Origin of the sequence: Halobellus salinus (assembly GCF_014646875.1) — an archaeon.
GTDB classification, from domain to species: domain Archaea; phylum Halobacteriota; class Halobacteria; order Halobacteriales; family Haloferacaceae; genus Haloquadratum; species Haloquadratum salinum.
The window spans coordinates 151916-172473 of record NZ_BMOC01000003.1; the positions used below are offsets into that span (position 1 = coordinate 151916).

General features: G+C 61.7%; 15 protein-coding genes and 2 tRNA genes. 5 read left to right on the plus strand and 12 right to left on the minus strand.

All coding sequences use genetic code 11. The features are described from left to right. Positions 1 to 47: 47 nt before the first annotated feature. Positions 48 to 827 carry an NAD-dependent glucose-6-phosphate dehydrogenase Azf gene (gene azf / locus IEX72_RS04130; protein ID WP_188786118.1) on the plus strand — a complete coding sequence of 260 codons (780 nt, stop codon included), beginning with the start codon at positions 48 to 50 and terminating at the stop codon, positions 825 to 827. A gap of 144 nt (positions 828 to 971) precedes the next feature. On the opposite strand, the gene IEX72_RS04135 is transcribed toward azf, so the two are convergent. Next, positions 972 to 1178 carry a hypothetical protein gene (locus IEX72_RS04135; RefSeq protein WP_188786119.1) on the minus strand — a complete coding sequence of 69 codons (207 nt, stop codon included), beginning with the start codon at positions 1176 to 1178 and terminating at the stop codon, positions 972 to 974. A gap of 158 nt (positions 1179 to 1336) precedes the next feature. Beyond that, the gene (locus IEX72_RS15345; protein ID WP_268238873.1) at positions 1337 to 1459 is read right to left on the minus strand and encodes a hypothetical protein; all 123 of its coding nucleotides are present in this window, start codon (positions 1457 to 1459) and stop codon (positions 1337 to 1339) included. 336 nt (positions 1460 to 1795) lie between these two features. On the opposite strand from IEX72_RS15345, the gene IEX72_RS04140 reads away from it, so the two are divergent. Further along, entirely contained in the window at positions 1796 to 2158 is a 363-nt protein-coding gene (locus tag IEX72_RS04140) for a hypothetical protein (RefSeq protein ID WP_188786120.1), read from the plus strand. Positions 2159 to 2187: 29 nt separating this feature from the next. Here IEX72_RS04140 and IEX72_RS04145 read toward each other — a convergent pair whose 3' ends face one another. The 3 genes from IEX72_RS04145 to IEX72_RS04155 form a co-directional block, all read right to left on the minus strand. Then, positions 2188 to 3033, minus strand: coding sequence for a pentapeptide repeat-containing protein (locus tag IEX72_RS04145; protein ID WP_188786121.1), 846 nt, complete (start codon positions 3031 to 3033; stop codon positions 2188 to 2190). Positions 3034 to 3222: 189 nt separating this feature from the next. After that, complete coding sequence (locus IEX72_RS04150; RefSeq protein ID WP_188786122.1) at positions 3223 to 3885, minus strand: DUF309 domain-containing protein; 663 nt, start codon at positions 3883 to 3885, stop codon at positions 3223 to 3225. A gap of 61 nt (positions 3886 to 3946) precedes the next feature. Beyond that, positions 3947 to 5302 carry a sodium:calcium antiporter gene (locus tag IEX72_RS04155; RefSeq protein WP_188786123.1) on the minus strand — a complete coding sequence of 452 codons (1356 nt, stop codon included), beginning with the start codon at positions 5300 to 5302 and terminating at the stop codon, positions 3947 to 3949. Positions 5303 to 5436: 134 nt separating this feature from the next. On the opposite strand from IEX72_RS04155, the gene IEX72_RS04160 reads away from it, so the two are divergent. Continuing rightward, on the plus strand, positions 5437 to 6243 hold the full coding sequence (locus IEX72_RS04160; protein ID WP_188786124.1) for a shikimate dehydrogenase: 807 nt from the start codon (positions 5437 to 5439) through the stop codon (positions 6241 to 6243). Between the two features lie 96 nt (positions 6244 to 6339). Here IEX72_RS04160 and IEX72_RS04165 read toward each other — a convergent pair whose 3' ends face one another. The 4 genes from IEX72_RS04165 to IEX72_RS04180 all read right to left on the minus strand — a co-directional run bounded on the left by IEX72_RS04165 (position 6340) and on the right by IEX72_RS04180 (position 9671). Continuing rightward, positions 6340 to 6717 carry a truncated hemoglobin gene (locus tag IEX72_RS04165; protein WP_188786125.1) on the minus strand — a complete coding sequence of 126 codons (378 nt, stop codon included), beginning with the start codon at positions 6715 to 6717 and terminating at the stop codon, positions 6340 to 6342. 88 nt (positions 6718 to 6805) lie between these two features. Next, positions 6806 to 8746, minus strand: coding sequence for an ABC transporter ATP-binding protein (locus IEX72_RS04170; protein ID WP_188786126.1), 1941 nt, complete (start codon positions 8744 to 8746; stop codon positions 6806 to 6808). Between the two features lie 88 nt (positions 8747 to 8834). Continuing rightward, positions 8835 to 9104, minus strand: a complete 270-nt coding sequence (locus tag IEX72_RS04175) for a DUF7538 family protein (RefSeq protein ID WP_188786127.1) — start codon at positions 9102 to 9104, stop codon at positions 8835 to 8837. Positions 9105 to 9149: 45 nt separating this feature from the next. After that, on the minus strand, positions 9150 to 9671 hold the full coding sequence (locus tag IEX72_RS04180; protein ID WP_188786128.1) for a DUF192 domain-containing protein: 522 nt from the start codon (positions 9669 to 9671) through the stop codon (positions 9150 to 9152). A gap of 82 nt (positions 9672 to 9753) precedes the next feature. Here IEX72_RS04180 and IEX72_RS04185 point away from each other — a divergent pair. Next, a tRNA-Val gene (locus tag IEX72_RS04185) sits at positions 9754 to 9826 on the plus strand. 313 nt (positions 9827 to 10139) lie between these two features. Then, positions 10140 to 10213 (plus strand) — tRNA-Phe (locus IEX72_RS04190). Positions 10214 to 11234: 1021 nt separating this feature from the next. On the opposite strand, the gene IEX72_RS04195 is transcribed toward IEX72_RS04190, so the two are convergent. Genes IEX72_RS04195 through pglX form a run of 3 tightly spaced genes read right to left on the minus strand, consistent with a single transcriptional unit; the run spans position 11235 to position 20539 of the window. Further along, complete coding sequence (locus tag IEX72_RS04195) at positions 11235 to 14144, minus strand: helicase-related protein (RefSeq protein WP_188786129.1); 2910 nt, start codon at positions 14142 to 14144, stop codon at positions 11235 to 11237. 6 nt (positions 14145 to 14150) lie between these two features. Beyond that, complete coding sequence (pglZ, locus tag IEX72_RS04200) at positions 14151 to 16301, minus strand: BREX-5 system phosphatase PglZ (RefSeq protein WP_188786130.1); 2151 nt, start codon at positions 16299 to 16301, stop codon at positions 14151 to 14153. A gap of 2 nt (positions 16302 to 16303) precedes the next feature. Next, entirely contained in the window at positions 16304 to 20539 is a 4236-nt protein-coding gene (gene pglX, locus IEX72_RS04205; RefSeq protein ID WP_188786131.1) for a BREX-5 system adenine-specific DNA-methyltransferase PglX, read from the minus strand. Positions 20540 to 20558: the final 19 nt, after the last annotated feature.

Genomic DNA, 20558 nt, shown 5'->3' on the forward strand with positions numbered 1-20558 from the left:
GAACAAACCGGTCGTTTCTTGCCCCCGGTGTCCCGAGACTCTCCCGAATGGACGACCCGGTGCTGTTGACTGGGGCAGGCGGGCGCGTCGGGCAGGCCATCCTCCGCCACACCGGTGCCGACTTCGAGTGGCGGCTGCTCGACCGAGAACCGCTCCCGGACCGAAAGCTTCCGGAGGGAGTCGACGACACCGACGTGTGCACCGCCGACATCACCGACGGCGACGCGGTTCGGGAGGCGATGACGGGGTGTCGAGCGGTGATCCACCTCGCTGGCGACCCGCGGCCGGAGGCGCCGTGGGACAGCGTCCTCAGAAACAACATCGACGGCACACAGACGATGTTCGCCGCGGCGGTTGAGACCGGCGTCGAAAAGTTCGCGTTCGCCTCCTCGAACCACGCCGTCGGCGCGTACGAGACCGACACCCGGAAGCCGGAGCTGTACCGTCCTGACGACGAGTTCCGGCTCGACGGCGCCGAACTCCCCCGCCCGAGCAACCTCTACGGCGTGAGCAAGGCCGCCGGCGAGTCGATCGGGCGGTACTACCACGACCACCACGGCGTTTCAGTTGTCAACGTCCGGATCGGCAACCTCACTGAGGGTCACCCACCGATCGACTACGAGCGCGGCCAGGCGATGTGGCTGTCGTACCCCGACTGCGCACACCTCTTCAAGCGCTGCCTGCTCGCGGAGTACGACTACGAAATCGTCTACGGCATCTCCGACAACGATCGGAGATATTACTCGATCGACCGCGCGAAGGACGTGCTGGGGTACGCCCCCCAAGACAACTCCGCGGAGTGGGACGGCGACGAGCGAACCGCGTAAGCGGTCTCACTCCGTCCGAGAGTCAGTGGTGGCGGTGTTTCGGCGTCGTCCTCGCGGGACACACCCGACCGGCCGCGCAACGGACGTGCGGAGGATGACTCACACAACGGCCGCGCAGCCTGGAGACGTCCCCGTGCGCGGGCGTCACTCCGCGTCCGATTCCATCAGGCTTCGGATGTTGTCGAGCTGGAGGTACGCCGCGAACGCGAGGATCGTTGCCGGCCACAGGCCGACGAACTGTCCCCGCTGTTTGTCGTCGCGAACGTAGTAGAAATACAGTGCGAGTGCGACGGATCCGATCGACGCGAACGCGGCCGGTCCAAGGTCGGTGTCGGTGGCGCTTCCGGACATACTAGTTCGGTTCGTCGTTGTCACGCCGTGATTATAAACCACGCGCCGGTGGGCGAGGCCGCTCCTGGCGACGGCCGCGCCGGTGCGCTCGCAGTCGGATCCCGGCCGCGCCCGTGGTGGCGGCGAGCCCAGCACCGGGCCGGGAGGTCGGGGCAGTATCAGTCCGCGTCGGCCCGTGCGTCACGGATGATCGCGACGAGGACGAGCACCGAGACCACGAGCATCAGCCCGGCGAACCGAAGTTCCCCGTCGGCCGCGACCCGGTCTGTGAGTTCAGTCATATCGACATATCCTACACCCCGCAGCGGTATCAGTCTGGGGCCGGATCGACGGCAAACGATTTGCCGCCGTGGGCTAATGTGTCGGTATGGATCGAACCGACCCGGACACGTTGGTGATTCTGGCCGGCATCGTGATCAGCCTCGTCGCTCTCCTGGAGTTGTTCCCGCTGTTGACGCGTTCGGAAACCGAGTGACCCCCCGCTGGGTCGCCTGTCGCACGCATCGCGGCCGCGCGCTGTCGTCGCTGCTCGAGAGGAACACAGCGTCTGATCGACTCAGGGGGCCCGCGTCAGGACGCCGACAGAGTCATACGAGACAGGCGGTATGAGCCGATGTATGGACCTTCCGGAGCTACCACCCGACGAGAGTGACCTCACAGACTACCTGCAGCGGATCGAAGAACGGGCCAGGCAGCAGGCCCCGGCGACAGTGCAGGGGTCGTCTATCGGGACCCTCGTCGGTGCGGCCGTGTTCGGCCCGGTCGGCGGCGTCGTGGGTGCCGTCGTCGGCAGCGGGATCGGATACCTCGACGACGAGGGGTACCTGAACGGCGGTGCCGACGGCGACAACGCTGACGCTACCGATGGTGACAGGTCCGCGGAGGAGACCGACGGCGACGACGCCGAGGAGACTGATGATGGCGACGCCGAGGAGACCGACGGCGACGACGCCGAGGAGACCGACGAGGCGGACGGCTGACCGGCGGCAAGCGGGTCTCGAACGCCGGACTACCGTCTGGAGAACGACGCCGCGGATTCGACGTCGGCGCCGGTGAACGTGGCATCCGCGACTGTGACCTTCTCGAGCGTGGCGTCCGACAGCGTGGCCTCGGAGAGGTTGGCCTCGGAGAGGTCGGCCCCCCGCAGCCTGGCGTTCGAGAGGTCGGCGCCGACGAGATACGCGCCGCTGAGGTCGGTGTTGTCCAGTACCGCCTCCGAGAGGTCGGCGTTCGGAAGGTACGTCCCGGGCATCGCGGCGTTCGCCAGGGTCGCGTCGGTGAGATCAGCACCCGGAAGGTCGGCGTACGACAGCGTCCCGGAGACGACGACGCCCGACAGGGTAGCACCACCGAGTCGGGCGTGCGTCAGGTTCGCGTCCCCGAGGCGTGCACCCGACAGGTCCGCGTTCGAGAGGTCAGCCCCGGTGAAGTCGGTGTCGGAGCGGACGTTCCGGAACTCCACTCCCGACAGCGTGGCGGCGGTGAGGTCGGCGCCCGAGAGGTCACGCGGCAGGACCGCGTTCGAGAGGTTGGCGCCGGAGAAGACCGCGTCCGAAGCCTCGACAGGAAGCTCCGCGTACCGGAGGTCGGCGCCGGTGAAGTCGGTCTGGGACAGGGCGGCACCCGTGAGATCGGCGTGTGAGAGCAGCGCTTCCTCGACGTTTGCACCCGAGAGAACCGCGTCCGAGAGGTCGGCACCCGAAAGGTTACACCGCGAGAGGTCGGTCCCCGCGAGCACCGCACCGGTGAGGTCGGTCTGTGAGAGGTCGGCGTTCGCGAGGTCCGCACCCGCGAGGTCCGCACCCGGGTGAATGTCGGCCGCTGCCACCGTCCTGTCGGTCGGGATATTCACCATACAGCGTGGTTGACACGGGGCCAATTATATCGATCGCCGGCCGACGATCTGACCGGTACTCCGGGCGTCTCGTGTCGAGTGTTTTTCAGTATCACTCCGCCCAACCGTCACCCCCCGGCCCCTACTCGAACTGCTCTACCGTCGCCCCCCGGCCCCTACTCGAACTGCTCTACCGTCGCCCCCCGGCCCCTACTCGAACAGTCCCGATGCGTCCCGTTCCGTGCTCCGCCGCCGTTCGACGTGTGCCCGGAGTCGGTCGTAGACCAGCGACCGGCGGTCGCGGTCGGCGGCGAAGTCGAACACCATCCCGACGAACCCCGGGTCGCGGCGTTGCGGTCGCCTGGTGGGTCCGGCGTCCGCCGTCGCGGACCGCTCGCGGTCGAGTTCCGCCCGGGCGTACCGCACCGCGTCGGCCACGACCGACGCCTCGAACGCGTCGTACTCCGCGGCGAGCAGCGTCGCCGCACTCGCGGCGTTCTCGAACGTGAGGTCAGTCGGGTCGATCGCGTCGCTATCGACCCGGAGCGCGAGCGGCCGCCGTCGCTCGGCGAACTCGGGGTCGGCAGCCAGTCGCCGGAGGTAGGCCCGGACCTCGCCGACGTTCACCCCTCGTGCGTCGGCGTTGAGGTCGGCGAGGTACCGACGTGCACTCCCCGCGAGTCGTCCTGCGCCGCTCCAGTTCCGCCGGCGGGCGTGGTGGACCGCGGCGGTGTACTGGATCAGTCCGTGGAGCAGTCGCTCGTCCGGCGCCCCCTCGTCGAGCGGCAGCCACACCTCTTCCCAAGCCTCGTGTGCGGCGCGGTGGTCACCCGCGTTGAACACCGCGATGCCGACCCGGAGCGCGTCGTCCACGCCAGCACGTCGACGGCGGGCGAATAAATACGCGGCGGCACTGTGGCGGGGCGGTCGCCGGTCAGTCAGCGCGATCCGGCTCCGGGTCCGGGTCCGGATCCGGCTCCGGCGGTTCCGGAACCGCGGTCCCGCGGACGTTCGCGGCCGTGACCCGGGCGAGGTGCCGGAGCGCGCGCCGGCGGGAGGCCAAGAGCCCGGCCCCGAGGGCGATATACACCGCAGTGTACGTCAAAAGCAGGTAGATCGAGTACGTCTCCGCGAGTGCCTCGGGGTAGATCCGGATGAGCGCGAACTCGAGGCCGACCTGGGAGACGAACAACCCGAGAAGCGTCAGCGCCTCGCGGACGCTGATCCGGAAATTCACCAAGATCGCGATCGCGAAGAAGCTCTGGCCGGCGGTGAGCCAGATCTCCGCGGCCTGTTTGAACTCGAAGGGGAGCACACCGTACGCGCCCAACGAGAGGCTGTAGACAACCGACAGGGTCCCGACGAGCAGCGTCCACTGGTTCAGTTTCGAGGAGATCAAGGCGTTGAACGCCGCGGTCGACCGTGCTTTGTTCACCAAGTAGGCGGTCACGATGAGTTCGGGACTCTCGGAAGCCAAGGGGGCGATCCACTGGATCATGAAGAACTCCGGGATCCCGAACCGCAGTCCGATGTTCTCTAGGCCGTGGGCGAACGGCTCCACCGCGGTGAAGATCAGACCCCCGGAAAAGACGAAAAGCGAAAGCACCACCGGGATCCGTACTCTCTTCGGCGTCGCCTGGAAGTACGCCGGCACGCCGACGTTGGCCTCGTGGTCGTCGACGTCGCCACGGATGATGATCGCGATATAGGTGACGTAGAGCCCAACCAAGACGATCGTGTCGATGATGTCGATTCCGCCGTTGAGCGGGACGAGAAACGCAAAGACCGTCGCCACGAGCAGAAAGAGGATCTCCGTGGAGATGCCCGGATCCAGCTTCACCTTGTCGTCGAGCGCGCCGGCGCGGCTGACCACGCTCGGATCGTTGCGCCCCCCGAAGGAGGTCTTATACACCGAAAACAGCGCGATCCCCGACCACCCCAGTCCGATGAGGATGCGGTTGGCGCCGGTCATGTTCGCGACCGCGAGGTTGCCCCGGGAGGGGTCGGTTGCGGCCTGCCACGCGTAGAGGGCGTCGACGGCGTACTCGGGCGCGACCGCGAGCACCGCGAGCACCGCGATCGCGAAGGCCCGCGGCACGTCTTTCTCGGCGGTCTCGGCGCCCCACGCCAGCAGGAACGACGCCCCGAGGACCGCGAGCCCGCTGACGCCGACGACCGTGATCGAGCCGAGCGCGTCGGCGGCGCCCGTGGCCCACGACATGACCCACGGGGCCGTCACCGCGACGGTAGCGACGAGGGCCACGAGCGGGTGCCGGAGCCGGGAACTCATTGCGCGGTGGTCGGTCAGTGCCGGGGGTATTTCTTGTGGTTCGGCCGCGGTTGGGCCCCCGGTCGCGGGCCGACACCGTGTCCCGGAGCGGCTCGAAGGAGGGGTTATATTCGGCCGCAACGGGACGGACAGGTATGCAGGTATTCGGCATCCTGGGGAACCCAGTGGAACACTCGCTGTCGCCGCCGATGCACGGGGCGGCGTACGACGCGCTCGGGATGGACGCCCGGTACGTGACCTTCGAGCCCGACCGCAACGACGGCGCCGACGCGGTCGCGGCGGCCGAGACGCTCGGGATCGCGGGGGTGAACGTCACGATTCCGTTCAAGCGGGACGTGTTCGACGCAGTCGAACCCGACGACGTCGCACGGCGTGTGGGCGCGGTGAACACCGTCGATCTCTCGACGTCCCCACCGCGCGGATACAACACCGATGTCGCAGGCGTCGAACGCGCGTTCACACACCACGGGATCGGTATCGACGGCCGCGACGCCGTGGTGGTCGGCGCCGGCGGCGCGGGCCGGGCGGTCGCGTTCGCGCTGGCCGACGCCGGCGCCGCGGTCCACATCGCCAACCGGACCGTCGAGCGTGCCGAGTCGCTGGCGGCCGACGTTCCCGGCGCGACGGCGGGCGGCCTCGACACCCTCGGACGGGTCGCCGACGCGGACCTCCTGGTCAACGCGACGAGCGTCGGGATGGAGCCCGACGGCGACGAGACGCCGGTGCCGGCCGAGTATCTCCACAGCGATCTCGCCGTGTTGGACGCGGTGTACACCCCGATCGAGACGCGGCTCCTCCGGGAGGCCGAGGCGGCGGGCGCAACCACGGTCGACGGCGCGTGGATGCTGCTGTTCCAGGGTGCGGCGGCGTTCGAGATCTGGACCGGCCGCGACGCGCCGGTCGAGGCGATGAACGACGCGCTGCGGGCCGAGTTGGGGTGACGTCGACAGGCGGCCGTCGGTTCAGCGTTTTGGAGGTGGAGCCTCCGGCCTCAAGGACCGAGGCGCGTATGCGCCGAGGGAGTAGGGTGGGGTAGTTTACTCTGTGTCGTCGGGGTCGGCCAGCAGGTCCGCCTCGTAGGCCGCGACCGCGTTCACCACTTTCTGGGCGTCCTCCTCGGGCACGTCGAACGCGTCGAGGCTCTCCTCCAGCAGCTCGACCGCCTGCTGGATGTGTTCGGGCGTGAACGGGACGTGGAGGTGGGCCTCGCGGATGGGTGCGGCGTCGTACGTCTCGGGCCCGCCGGCCGCCTCACACAGGAAGTCGGTCTGGGTCCGCCGGAGCAACTCCATGTCCGACCCCTCGAAGAACGGCCCGATCTCCTCGTCGGCGACGAGCCGGTCGTAGAAGTCGTCAACGACCGCCCGGATCCCGTCGTGGCCGCCGAGCCGGTCGTACAACGTTTGTTCCGACATCAGCCGATTATTTGTCTTTTTCCGACTAAACGGTTCGGATAGATGCCGGGATGTCCCGTCACTCAGCGATCCTGGGTGAGGATCGGAATCAGTCGTCGGCGTCACCCTCGATGGGTGCCCGCGAGGCCCGGCGGCTGGCGCGCTCGACGAACTCGTCGGGGAGTTCGTCGATTTCGCCCGCTTGTACGCCCCAGAGGTGGGCGTAGAGGTCGTTGTTTCCGAGGAGTTCCTCGTGGGCGCCGCGCTCGGCGATCCGGCCGTCCTCCAGGACGACGATCTCGTCGGCGTCTTTGATCGTCGAGAGCCGGTGGGCGATCGAGAAGGTGGTCCGATCCGCCGTGAGGCGGTCGAGCGACCGCTGGATCAGCATCTCCGTTTCGGTGTCGACGTCGGAGGTGGCCTCGTCGAGCACCAGGATCTCGGGGTCGCGGAGCACCGCCCGCGCGATGGAGAGCCGCTGGCGCTGGCCGCCGGAGAGCTTCACGCCGCGCTCGCCGATCTCGGTGTCGTACCCCTCTGGGAGGTTCTGGATGAACTCGTGGGCCTCGGCGGCCTTCGCGGCGTCAACCACGTCGTCGTGGCTCGCGCCGAACGTGCCGTACCGGATGTTCTCGGCGACCGTGCCGTAGAACATGAACGTGTCCTGGCTGACGTAGCCGATCGACCGCCGGAGGCTGGGGATGGTGACGTCCCGGAGGTCGGTGCCGTCGATCTCGATCGATCCCTCGTCGACGTCGTACATCCGGAGCAGGAGTTTGAGGACAGTCGACTTGCCGGCGCCAGTGGGGCCGACCAGCGCGAGGGTGTCGCCGCCGTCGACGGTGAATGAGATGTCCTCGACGATTGTCTCGTCGTCGTAGCCGAACGTCACGTCATCGTAGACGACCCGGCCGTCGTCGACCACGAGCTCGTCGGCGTCGGGGTCCTCGATGATCCGGGCGGGTTCGTCCATCAGTCCGAAAATGCGGGCGGCGGAGGCGTACGCGCGCTGGTACATGTTGATGATCTGGCCGAACTGCGCCATCGGCCAGATGAACCGCTGGGTGAACAGAATAAAGCCGACGAACTCCCCGGGGGAGAGCCCCCCGGAGAAAAACAGCGGCGCCGAACCGGTCTGCTGGTACGTCAGCACCCACACGCCGCCGAGGACGAACGTGAGGATGAACCCGATCCCCGACAGGAGTCGGAGCCCGGGGAAGAACTTGATCCGTGTGCCGATCGCGTCCCAGTTGGCCGAGAAGTACTCGTCGGACACGTCGTCGACGCGGTCGGACTCGTAGGTCTCGGTGTTGGAGGATTTGATCACTTGGATCCCACCGAGGTTGTTCTCCAGCCGGGAGTTGAGCCGGCCGACCGACGACCGGACATCGGCGTACTTCGGCTGGATCGTTTGCACGAACCGGTAGGTGAAGTAGCCGATCACCGGGACCACGGTGAGGGTCACGACTGCGAGTTGCCAGTTCCAATAGAGGAGAATGGCCGCGATCCCGATCACCATCACGCCCAGCCGGAACGCGGAGTTCATACCGTCGTTGAGGAAGCGCTCCAAGCGGTTGACGTCGTTCGAGAGGATCGACATCATCTCGCCGGTCTGCTTGTCGGCGAAGAAGTCCATGTTCAGCCGCTGCATCCTGTCGTAGGTGTCGGTCCGGACGGCATGTTGGATGTGCTGGGCGAAGGAGTTCCACCCCCAGTTTCGGGTCCAGTGGAACGCCGCACCGCCGACAAACGACAGCGCGATCAGCCCGGTGGCGACGTACAGCTGTTCGACCTGCGTCGTCGGCAGCCGCGCGTCGGGCACGAGCCACAGTGAGAACGGGCGCTCATCGAAGAAGATCGAGTCGACCGCGACCGCGAGCAGAACTGGGGGAAGGAGATCCAGCGCGCGGGCGACGACGCTGGAGACGATTCCGACCACGAACGCAACGGCGTTCTCCCGGCCGTACTCGTCGAAAAGCCGGCGCATCGGGTTCTCCGCCCGTTCGCGTTGTTCCTCGAACGGGTCGTCCTCGTCGGCGGGGCTGACCATTCACCGCCTGTTGGGTCTGTCGCTACTAAAGGGTTCCACAGTCGGGGCTTCCGACGCCCGACGCCCGACGCCCGACGCCCGGCGCCGTTCACAGCGAGCGACGCTCGACCTCCGGGTCGATCCCGGCGGTTTCGAGGTCGTTTCGGATGCGCTCCCGGAGCGGGTCGGGGACCGTCTCGCGCCCCACGGGGACTGCGGTCTCGCCGTCGCCCTTTACCTTCCAGTAGAGGACGCACTCGGAGAGGTCGTAGAACTCGATGCTGTAGTGGTCGTCGGCGCCACGGTAGTGGACGCGCGCGGCGTACCCCTCGGCGTGCCAGCCGTCGAGCGCGTCGAGGTCGGCTGTCCGGTCAGTCATACGGTCGCGTTGGTCGCCCGACCCTCTCGGTGTTTCGGTCCCCGCTCACGCCGCCGTCGGCCCCCACGGCCCCGGGATCCGGAGGCGGTCGCCGACCTCGATGCCGCGGTCGTCGGTGTAGCCGTAAGGGACCTCGAGGACGTATTTCCCGCGGCCGGGGTAGCGGGTGAGATCGTCGCCGCTCGTGCCCTCGTCGGGGAGTTCGGCGTGGTGGATCCGGGTGACTGTCCCCTCGGCGTCGACGAACACGATGTCGAGGGGGAACGCCATCTCCCGCATCACGTAGGCGTACTCGCCCTCGGCGTCGTGGACGAACAGCATCCCCTCGTTCTCGCCGAGCGAGTCGGTGTCGCTGAGTCCGGTGTAGCGCTTCCCCTGGGTGTCCGCGACCCTGACCTGCACGGTCGCGAGGTCCTCGTCGGTCTCTCCGTCGACGGCGGTGACGGCCGTCCGGTCGTACTCGCCGGTCGGGAGGAGCCCCGGGTTCGTCGCGACCGCGACGGCGCCGACTGCGAGCACGGCGACGACGACGAACGCGACGGTGGCGAGTCGATTCCGGTCGATCATACGCCACGATTCGGGTGTGTGGGTAGAAAGGATTCCGCCGATTGGAAACCGTTATACCCGTGTGTGGACTGGCTGGAGGTGCGGGCTCGTGGTCTAGTGGTAATGACGCTTCCCTTACAAGGAAGAGGTCGGCGGTTCGAACCCGCCCGAGCCCACTCGAACGACGAGCGAAGCGAGTCGTGTTCGATGTTCCGAGGGCGGGTCGAACCCTGGAAGTCGCAGCCCGGCAGCGCAACGCAGTGAGCAGCCTGGACCGTCTTCATCAGGTTCGAACCCGCCCGAGTCCCCAGTTCTGTGACGAGCGTCCGGGGACCGAAGGACGATTGCTCGTGGTCTGAGCAGGCGGGGTGAGATCGGTCACTTCCGGAATGAATCGAGTAGCGCCCGAGTAGGACACCCCGGTTCGGCCGGCGTTCTCCCCGGCTATCGAAACGCTTTTTTATATACTCGGCATCGATCGGAATGCGCGCCGCCTTAGCTCAGACTGGGAGAGCACTCGACTGAAGATCGAGCTGTCCCCGGTTCAAATCCGGGAGGCGGCATCCCCTTCTCGGTTCAGATGCCCGTAAGACGTTCAATATAGCGCGGGATGGCGTATCCTGGTCTAAGCTTGCTGCACTTCCTTCATATCCTGGTGGGACTACTTCTCATAACGGTGTAATCCCGGAGAGAGCCGTCCGTAGCTCGGGGGGTGCGGCTGCGTGACCGACCCCGATGACGCGTTCGGTCGGCTCGACGCGGCTGAACCCCTCACTGATGACGAGACGGACTCGGTCCAATCATCTGTCGAACAATCCGAGGCCGATCATCTCAGATCGAGTGCCGAAACGTCTGGCGCCACGTCTACCGGGCGTTGAAACGTCTCTCTCCGGTCGTTGATTATTCCTACAGAGAGGTTCAGGTCGGGTCGAAGTACATCGCTCAAGAGCTGACGGGGTACATCAATTCGGTATCGGAGGGCATCCAGTCCGGCTGGGAGAGCGCACTCGACAGCCTCACCCGGGCGGAAGCACACGGCGGAGAGGATAATCCGTGGAATCGCTGGCTCGATCGGCACGGCGGAAAATCGACCGGAGCGATAACGCGGATCCGACGATCTCGGTATCGGCTTCCAGCCGGCGAATCTGAAAGAGGCTCGACGGCTGCTTCGTGAGGGGGCAGTACAGTGGTCCAAAGTGAGCGGCGAGCCACTTCGTCAGTTTGCCTTCGAGTTTGCCCCGGCTGTCACGACCATCGACGGGAAGAGATACGCACCAGAACGCTTCGCTGACGCGCTCGGGACCCCCGGCTAACGCAGCGACTCGTGAGAGGCATCACTGTCGGCAACTGATTTTAGCGGGTCTTGTTGCTTGTTTTCGGGTGTGATTAGCAGCAATTCGCGTGGAGATTTCCCTATTTTTCTCCAGCCGCGTCTGAAGAGAATCGTGAATTCTACAGGGGGTGCCGACTTCTCCGTTAGGGGTGTGGCTAAGGAGCCACCTGAGTGAACCACTGCCTCGCTTCACTCGGCAGATGTCCAGCAGAAACCGGGGTTGGTCGGCGCGCTTGACTCGGCGCGCCTTGCTATATCGGGAGGGCAAGGCAAATATTCTCGACTTCTGGCGCCAGCGAAATCACCTGCGCTTTCCGCTGTAGTTCATCTTGACGTTTCTCGATCCGCTCCTCCAACTTCGACAGCCGATCGCGCTGCTTCCGGATCGCGATATCCATATTCGAGCCCGCTTCGGCTTTCCGCTCGTAGTCTGCGATGAACGACTCGATCCGCTCCCGTTCGGCTTCCGCGTATGCCTCAAGATCATCAAGCTCTTGCTGCGTTTCCTCTCTACGGCGCTCTTGGAGTTTGTCGCGTCGTGATTCGACACGTTGACTCACGTATCGGTCGGCAGACGAGCGCATCTCGCTCTGGTGGTCAAGGAGCGAGCGTACACGGTCCTCATTCGGAGAGCCCTTGATCGTGTCTCCCTCGATGATTCGTTGGCCAAGGCGCTGCTGGGGATCACGATGCGCCGCATCGACGAAAACAGGCATTATTTCCTCACGAATCACCTCACTCGCCCCATCCTCGAATCTGATGCGGTAGTTGTAGGTGATGCCCGGCTCATCCACAAATGGGAGCAACTTGAGCCCGACGGTACCTTGCTCACTGCCGAGCACTTGCTGCATCAGTTCCTGGACGAGTTCTGCGTCCGGAGAGATGTACTCGATTCCGTCGTGGTTCATCGCGAACTCACGATTGAACGTGAATGGTCCGTATGGCTCACCATCACGCGAGCGTTGAAGGGAATCGGGGAGTTCTGCACGGAAGAGGTTGTTTCCAGCCGTTTCGACGTTTCCTCCGAGTGCGGAGATCCCTAGCTCGAAGAACTGTCGAATGTCGGCTTCACTTCCATAGACATCCTCTGACTGGTCCATCACCTCCTGGATCTTTCGACGGCTTTCCTCGTCGAACGTGCTCGTGTCGACGAGGCTTCGTTCGTACCACTCCTGAAGCGTGCGCTGGCGCTCGTCGATGAGCTCTTCGAGCTCCTCCTTGGTCGCACTCGCTGGCTCGTCGTTCCGGATGGACTCCATAATGAGCGAGTCGACGTTGATGTCGTCAAGCATCCCCAGCACGTCGGCAGTGCTACCCAGTTGGCCGCGGATGCTCTCAACCTTCTCTTGGAGCATCTCGAACACCTCGCTCTCGCGAGTGTCCTCGAACGAGAAGTTCCAGACTTTGACCTCCTTGTCCTGCCCGTATCGGTGGAGACGACCGATGCGCTGTTCGAGGCGGTTTGGGTTCCACGGCAGTTCGTAATTGACCATAATATGGCAGCTATGCTGGAGGTCGATCCCTTCGCTAGCTGCGTCAGTCGCGAAGAGCAGGCGGGACTGGCCGTGGTTGAACTCATCTTCGATGCGAGCACGGTCTTCCTTGTCGACGCCCCCGTGGATGACGAGGATTTCGTCAGCCCACGGCTCGTCTTTCACGAGTTCGAGGATGTAATCGAGCGTATCGCGGTACTCCGTGAACAGCAACACCTTCTCGTTAGGCTGTTCCTCGAGCAGTTGCTGGATATACCGTCGGACTTTCTGGGCCTTCGAGTCGACAGGGATACCCTCTGCGAGCGAGACGAGGTCTCGGAGCGTCTCTATCTCTTCTTCGAGTTGTGCGTCGCTCTCGGTGATGGTCAGCCCTGCGAGTTCTTCCTCGGCCTTCTGCTGGTCCTGCTCGTCGAGGTCCTCCCCCTCAAGATATGCTGCGGCCTCCTCGGAGAGGGATGTCGACGACGACTGTTGATCCACGAGATTCCCGAGGCGACGGCTGAGCGTCGCCTTTATCGCTCCGATGCTGCTGACGAGGCGTTTCTGCATTAGCGCCATCGCAAATCCCACAGCAGGCTCGTTGAGCTGCTCAGAGCGGTTGTAGACGTGCTTGACGTAGTCCGTGACCGCACGATAGAATTGACGCTCCTCGTGGGTCATCTCGACCGGGATCGTCCCGACATCTCGGTTCGGGAAGATGCGCTCGCCGTCATCGTCATAGATGGTTTGCTTCCCACGGCGCATCATCACGCGATCGACCGCCTCTTTGGAGAGGTCTTGGTCCTCAGCGACGAGGAACGGATCGATGTACTCAATCAGCGAGCGGAACGCCTCGCCCTTGCCGTCGTGCGGCGTCGCACTCAAAAGAAGTAGGGAGTCGGAGTTGTCGGCGACGCGCTCGACCATCTTCGACGTCTTGCTCGGAGACTCGCCTCGCTTGGCTGCCTTGTGTGCCTCGTCGACGACCGCGACGTCCCAGAAGGCGTCGTCGAGTTCCCCGCGGAATTCTTCCTGACGGAGGAACGCCATACTCGTGACCAGCCGTTGGTGATCCTGGTTCCAGATATTCGCCTCCTCGCCGAGACGGCGGCGTTCGCCTTCGACCCACTGTCGATCCGCTGGTGTGAGGCCGATGTCGAAGAAGCGGTCCATATCGCGAATCCACTTCTTTTGGAGGTGTGCGGGGACGACAAACAGGACGCGGTCAGCGCGGTTGCGTGCTGTGAGTTCCTTGAGGATGAGCCCCGCCTCGATGGTTTTCCCGAGCCCGACGTCGTCGGCGATGAGTGCTCGCTGTCGAAGCTTCTGCATCACCCAGTTGACGCAGGCGAGTTGGTACGGTTCGAGGCGGACCAGCGAGTTCGAGATGGAGAGGAGTTGCCCCTGCTCGTGGGCAATCTGGAGCTGGAGCGCCTGCGAACGGAGGTCGAACCACTCTGCAGAGACGGATTCGTGGTCAGGATGGAGTTGGGTCGCTGTCGCGGGGTCAAGCGCACCGAATTGATCCTGCTCCCGCTCGATCTCTACGTCGTCGATACAGACGGTCTTGACGCCGACGTCCTCAACGTAGGCCCGCAGATATTCGAGGTCGCCGACGGAGTACGTCTTGATGACCTCAGCAGGGTTGCCGTTGAGCAGAATCGTGTCTCCGGGTGCGAGGTCGTTCATAGGTGGTTATTCCTGCGTGATAGTGACGAAGTTCAGGACGAACTCTTGGGGAAGAACGCCGCCGTGGTAGAACCGCGCGTCAGGGAGACCCTGGTTTCGGAACCGCTGGATCGGATCCGCAAGGACACGAACCCTGGCGTGGTCGTCGAGATAGCCCAGGTGGGTATCCTCGTCAAGTATGACGCCCGGTCCGTCGTCATCGAGATCTGCGCCGGCAACCCAGCGTCGGGTCACCTGTTCGGCGTTGTCCGGCGGGTAGAGGTCGTCGATGTCGACGTGTGTCGGCAGTGAGACGAAGCCGTGGTCCGAGAGGATGTATGCCCGATCCCACTCACCTTTGTCCAGCTTTTCGCAGATGATGCGCGAAATCGACTCGATTCGGTCGCTGAACACCTCCTCGAAGTTCGTCAACTCCTTCTCGCCGGTCTCATCGATGTCATTCCAGTAGTAGGCGACGCGGGTGTTACTCCAGCCCACCTCGTCTCCAGCGTCCTGCATAATGTAGCTCCAGCCGTCGTTCTCGAGGAGTGTCTGGCGGCGGTGGGTCGTGATCTTTCGGTCGTTGCGCTCGGGGACCAGTTCCCCGTCCTGGAGTTCGATGTTGAAACTGAACTTGCTGCCGGGCGTGAGCGCGGCCTTCCCGAACTCGGTGTCGGAGGGCAGCGTGCCGACCCACGTGCTCTCATCGACTTCGAGTCGGGGAAGCTCGCGACGAATCGAGTCGGCGAGTTCGTGGGCGAGGTCGAAGCGTAACGCGTCGATGATGAACAGGGCAACGCTCTGCCCACTCTGAAGGTGCTCCTGCTCCTCGGCGAAGAACTGGTGGGCGTGGTTCTCGCCGACGAAGGGTGAGCCTGCGTCGATCTGGTCGACGACGAGATCGCCGAGATCAGTGAGATATTCGAGGTACCGCGATTCAGTCAGCGAGGACCGAAGATCATCGAGCGTCGCCGTCGCCGGGTGCTCCTCGGGGAGTCCGGTCTCCGGTTCGCCGGAGACGATGAGGTTGAAAACGGCGTTGTCGATCTGCCAGGTTCCCCCGTCGATGTCGCCGTAGAGGTCGACGACGTCACTGGTGTCGCCGCGTTCGTCCCAGGTCGCGAGTTCGTCCGCGAGCGTGGCCACATCGATGGCCTGTTCCCAGACATTCGTCCACGGAACAGTGCCGTAGGTCGATTCCAGCCGATCGTGACGCTGTCTCGCGTTGGTGACACACTCCTCGTACTCGCCGCTGTTGAACGACTGGGTCCACTCGTCCCAGAGCCGGTGTTCGAGTGCGGCATCAACTGGACAGTCGACGAGCTTCCACGGCTCGTCGTAGGTCCGAAGGACGTCGTGCCAGAACCGCCGGTTCGGATCGAGGTATACGTCCGCCAGTTCGCGCTTCTGTGCGGTCTTGCTCAGCACCGAGCGAAGCTCGGGTCTGGAGATTCCGAATCCTGTATTGGGTTCGGGCTGGTACTCGTTCGGGAGACGCGACTTGTCCAGTCCTTCGTCGACGAGCCACTCGGCAACCGCCCAGCGGCGCGTTCGGTCGACGATGGTGCGGGCGTCGGACTGGCCTTCGGCGGCCGTGACACCGTTGTCGACCAGTAAGTCGCGGATCTTCAGCAGCTCGTCGCCGTCCGGGAGGTTCCGCGTGCCGTGCTCAAGAACGAACTGCACGGGGTCGTCCTGGCCGTCGAGTACGATCTTCGTCTGGAGGCCCTGGAGCGACGGCAGGCCTCCCTCGCCGTTGAGTTCCTCGTAGAGCGTCTGGGCGACTTTCTCACGATTCTCGGCATCCTCGTAGGCGGTGCGGATCGTCGCTGCCTGGAGACGGTCGTTCTCGAAGCAGCGCGCCGCGAGCTTGCCGATGTGTTGTTCGACGACTTCGCCAGTGTGTTCGACGTCTTTGAACCAGTCCACGTCGTCGCTGCTGGACTGGGGAACGTACCAGACGGTCCGGTCGCGTGGGGCGTCGGCACGGAGTTCCAGCGGCGTCTGCTCGGCGGCACGGAATTCGCAACGGAGTTTGGTGCTCGCGTGCTTGACGATGTCCCGGAGGTAGCCGCCGTCATCCCACCAGAGGATGACTGGATCCTCGTCGGCAGCGTCATCGATGGCAGTCTGGATGGCGTCTTCAGCGCACTGTGGGAGGGTTTTCGTCGCGGGCATCGTTACAGGACGTCGTCGTCGACGGTCTTCGGGACGATCTCGGCGTCGGCGAGCGGTGTGATGTTGATCTCGACGCCGTGTTTGTGGTTCGGGTGGTAGCCGGCGGTTGTAATTTCTGAAAGTGCTCGTTCTTCCCACTCGGACGGAATCCTGCTCGCGAGGTCGTCACACTTAGATTCAATCTCGTCTGCTAGCGTTTCGTACTGTTCAAACTCAGATGCAATCTGGGCCAAGAGCTTCGCTTCTTCGTCGATTAGTGACTCTTTCGGCTGTCCGTTCTCGTTTAGGAGGTCGTCCGCCTGTTTTTTTGGATAGTAGCCGATGGATAATATTCCGGTACTGGTCGGCCATACAGACCCCTTCAGCTCATCACCGAAGTAGGTGAGTAAATCGTACAGGTGTGCCTCAACGGGTTCATTCGCGCTCGTGGCGTGGCTTTCTGCAGCATATTCAAGATCCTCTATAGCACTAATCCACTCCTCTTTGTTCTCTCGAAGGGTTTCTACAAAGGAGGCGCTGAAGGTATCTTCCAACTCACTCTCATCCTTTATTTCCATCAACCGTTCGTAACACCGGATCTTTTCTTCAGTGATCTCACGAAATTGCTCAACACTGTCTTCGAGAGCTTTCGCGGTCTCGCGGTCTTCTTCACCCCAATCTCGCGGGCTCTCTTTAATCAGGTTTTGAATTGCGTCTTGGAACTGCTCAATTTGTTGCAGTCCGCTCTTACATTGCTCGAATCTTTCCGTTGCTTTTGCCCGTTCACTAGCAGATAGAGAGTCATCTGAACGCCTTCTCTCCGCAGCATTCCGACGTTCTCGGAGCTCGGCTTTACGCGGTTCGAGATACTGACTTTCTAGTCGATCAAATGTACCTGTGTCGAATTGATGATAATTGAGAAGACAGGAGAAACCCTCTCCCTCCGGATCAGGAACGAGGTTCTTCGTGGTCAGCTTCCATAGTACCGGTCTGTTCTCAAACTGTTGGGTGAGGTATTCGAAGAGACCCTGCTGAAGCCAATCCCGGAGATTGGGGTACGCCTCTTCAGCACGTTCTTTATTCCCCAATAGACTGTCTATTTCTGCGAGACGACTCTCGTACTCCTCCGCAAATATCGACTCAAACTTTGATACGATGTCCTCCTGTAGGGTTTCTCGCGACGACTGAACTTCGGTTGGGACTTCAACAATCCCATCTGGGTCTTCCTGAATAATTCGGTGAGTGAGATGTACGAGCAAATCCTTCACATACTTGACTGTATTTTCCCTCGTTTCGGTGACTGATTCAGGATCGTATTCTTCCGTCTGTCGTGGGTCCTCGTTAGTACGAAGTGCTATTTCGCGGTAGACCTCTTCTCGTCCTTCCTCATCCACTTCAAAGAGGTCAAAGACGTATTCGTCAATATAATCTGCTTTTTCTTGTAGCCGCCCCTGGAGCTTCTCCTTTCGTTTATCTGTGGCGGTGGAGAGTTCACTGATACTGGCAGTTGGGCTCAGCTTCTGGTCGTTCTTGGGTATTGGAAGCTCGTCAAGTACCGTTCTATGAGGATGGTCAAAGAGAGCATCAGGTTCACCGTCCTCAACTTGCTTCAGGAGGGCTGGTCCAGTATAATGGGGGGATGTAATATCATCGCTTCTAAGAGCAAGCAGGATTCCTGCAATCTCTTTAGCTTGAACATCTAGATCACTCTGGTTGATAATGTCCTCACGCCACGGAAGTCTAGAGACGTACCCGACCTCCCATTGACGGTCCGGAGTCTGACAAATCATTAGATATGTCGTCAGACTACTATTAGCGTACGATAGTATATCCCACACGTCACGGTCTGGGACAAAAACGCACCCTGCGCGGCCAAATACAGAATCTGGGTGGAGATAGCCGAAACGACGCCCGCCGGCTTTCATATACGTCCAAGTCAGAGCTTCTTTGAAATACGCGTCTTCGTTCCTTATGTAAGATCCTTCGAACCGCTTCAATTCCTCCCCATTCTTCCCCCAACCGAGAACAAGATTAAGATTGGGTAGGATCCAAGCGTCCTTCCCCCCCTTCGCGAATGGGGTCCAATAATCACTAGTTCCTTCCCAGAATTTCCGAACGAATCTTGCGTTGTCTGCGGTGCTAAGGCCTTGCTTTGCAGAGCCTAGCCCTTTGCGCTTCTCTAGGCTTCCATTCTCGTCATCAAATACTGTCTCTGAGTCGTATAGTGCCCTGAGATCATTTGAAGTCCAGTAGGAAAGAGGTGACCCCGGTATCAGGTCAAATTCGGAAATGGGCCGGACGTATTTTCGAGGAATATCTCCTGACTGCTCACCGAAGGCAGCTTCAACAAAAGTTTCTTGCTTATCATAGGTATCCACATCATGGAGGCGGAAGAATGTGCCTGATGACTCTTTGTTCGTCTGTGTGTCAACCCTGACGACAGTGCCCGCAGTTCGAACTGTCGCATTATCCAGAACATCGTTTCCGTACTCTGCCAAGAAGTCAAATGAGCCTTCAGAGCCGATGAAATCTTCACGGAAATCTTGGAAGCTACTTTTGAACATAAACGTCCGTGGGACGATCATACCAATTCGACCGCCTTTCTTCAACACGGATTCACAAACTTCGAAGAAGTTTATATAGTATTCTGGCCCGTATTCGTAGTGCTCTTCGACGTAATCAGAGACTTCCTCAGGCATACGCTTTTTTGCGCCATAGGGCGGGTTCATAAGAGCCACATCGTAGTCCTGTGAAAGCACTTGAAGCAGCCTGAGGAAACTCTTCAGGTCTTGTGCCAAGAAGGACTCATTGTCCCGTTGCTCTGAGATAGCGTCGTGTAGTTCATCAAGAAATGCACTTAAACTCCGCGCGCTACCCCAAGATTCCGTAAGTTTCGCCTGGCGATCTAGGAATTCTTCTGAGATGGAGTCCCGGATCTTAAGAAGGCTTCCGAGCCCCTGAATATCTTCAAACTGAGTAAGGAGGTCCTCAAGTGAGTCTTGGAGTTCTTGATTTTCTCCTGCAACTTGGCTGAAAATATCTACCGCGTTTTCGGAATCTGCCACACGTGCATCGGCACACACGATGCCGACTTCTGGAAGTTCAAAACCGTGTTCCCCCTCTTGTTCAGAACGTTCCCTGGCTTTGAGATACAGACTGAGTGCCGCGATCTGGCACGCTCTGAGGTCGATATCCACTCCATAGATATTATTCTGAAGAATTTTCTTGGGAACCTCTTCACGAGGTATTTCCGAACATTCGTTCCACCAAATACGTTCTAAAACATCAAATGCATAAAGAAGGAAATGCCCACTACCACAGGCTGGATCGATGACCCGTATTTCAGAGGGGTGAGTGAAATCAGTACTCGACATATGGTCTCCTTCCTCAACTAGATAAGTACAGAGGTCTGCGATGTCTGTCGCGTTTTCAGATGAAACGTCCCGATTAATCCGCTCTGAAGGTGTTAATGAGGACTGCTCCTCAATCGTACTGTCAAGTTGATTCGTAGATTCAAGATACAGTTTCCCGAGGCTGTTATCTGTGAGGCTTCGAACTACCCAATGCGGGGTGTAAAACTGATTAGCAGCCGGAACATCCTCAATGTCTAACCGTCCTTCTCGTGCCTTCCGTTGCACCTCCTCTAAGCGCGGTGTGTTATAGTATTCGTAGACCCACCCAAGAACGTCGTCAGCCCGCCATACGCTGTCAGGGACCTCAGCGAGTTTTCTGCAAAGCTCTTCGTAGGTATCATTGTCCGGGTCAATCAGACTGTACGCCGAGGAACGATCGAACAGTATCTCGATTTCCTCAGCGAGATCGTCACAGGCGCTGTGATACGCCTCCAGAATCGCTTCGTCTTCCAGGAGGAACTCCTCGTGGACCAAGGTCTCGGCGGCTGGCGTTAGGCCGTTCTGCTTGAATACGGTAACCTCCTCGTCTATGAACTCCCGGATTTCCATACACCGCAGCGCTGCAAGACGGTTGACGATGGTGTACCCAACACCCGTGACGTACTGCTCGAACGCCTCGTCCCAGGTGGTTCCGTCGACGGCTTCGAGTTCGATCGCGTCGACGAGCTCCGTATCCTCGTCCAGCGATTCGGACTCCTCCGGCTCGTCATCGAGACCCTTTTGTGTCAGTTGGAACCGGACGTTGTCCTCGACACGCTCGCGGAGGTCTTCGACGACGTCTTCGAGATGTTCGCGTTCGGCCTTGTCCAGTTGCGCCTTTCGGTGAGAGGGTGAATCGGCATTCATTAAAACATAACCCAGTATA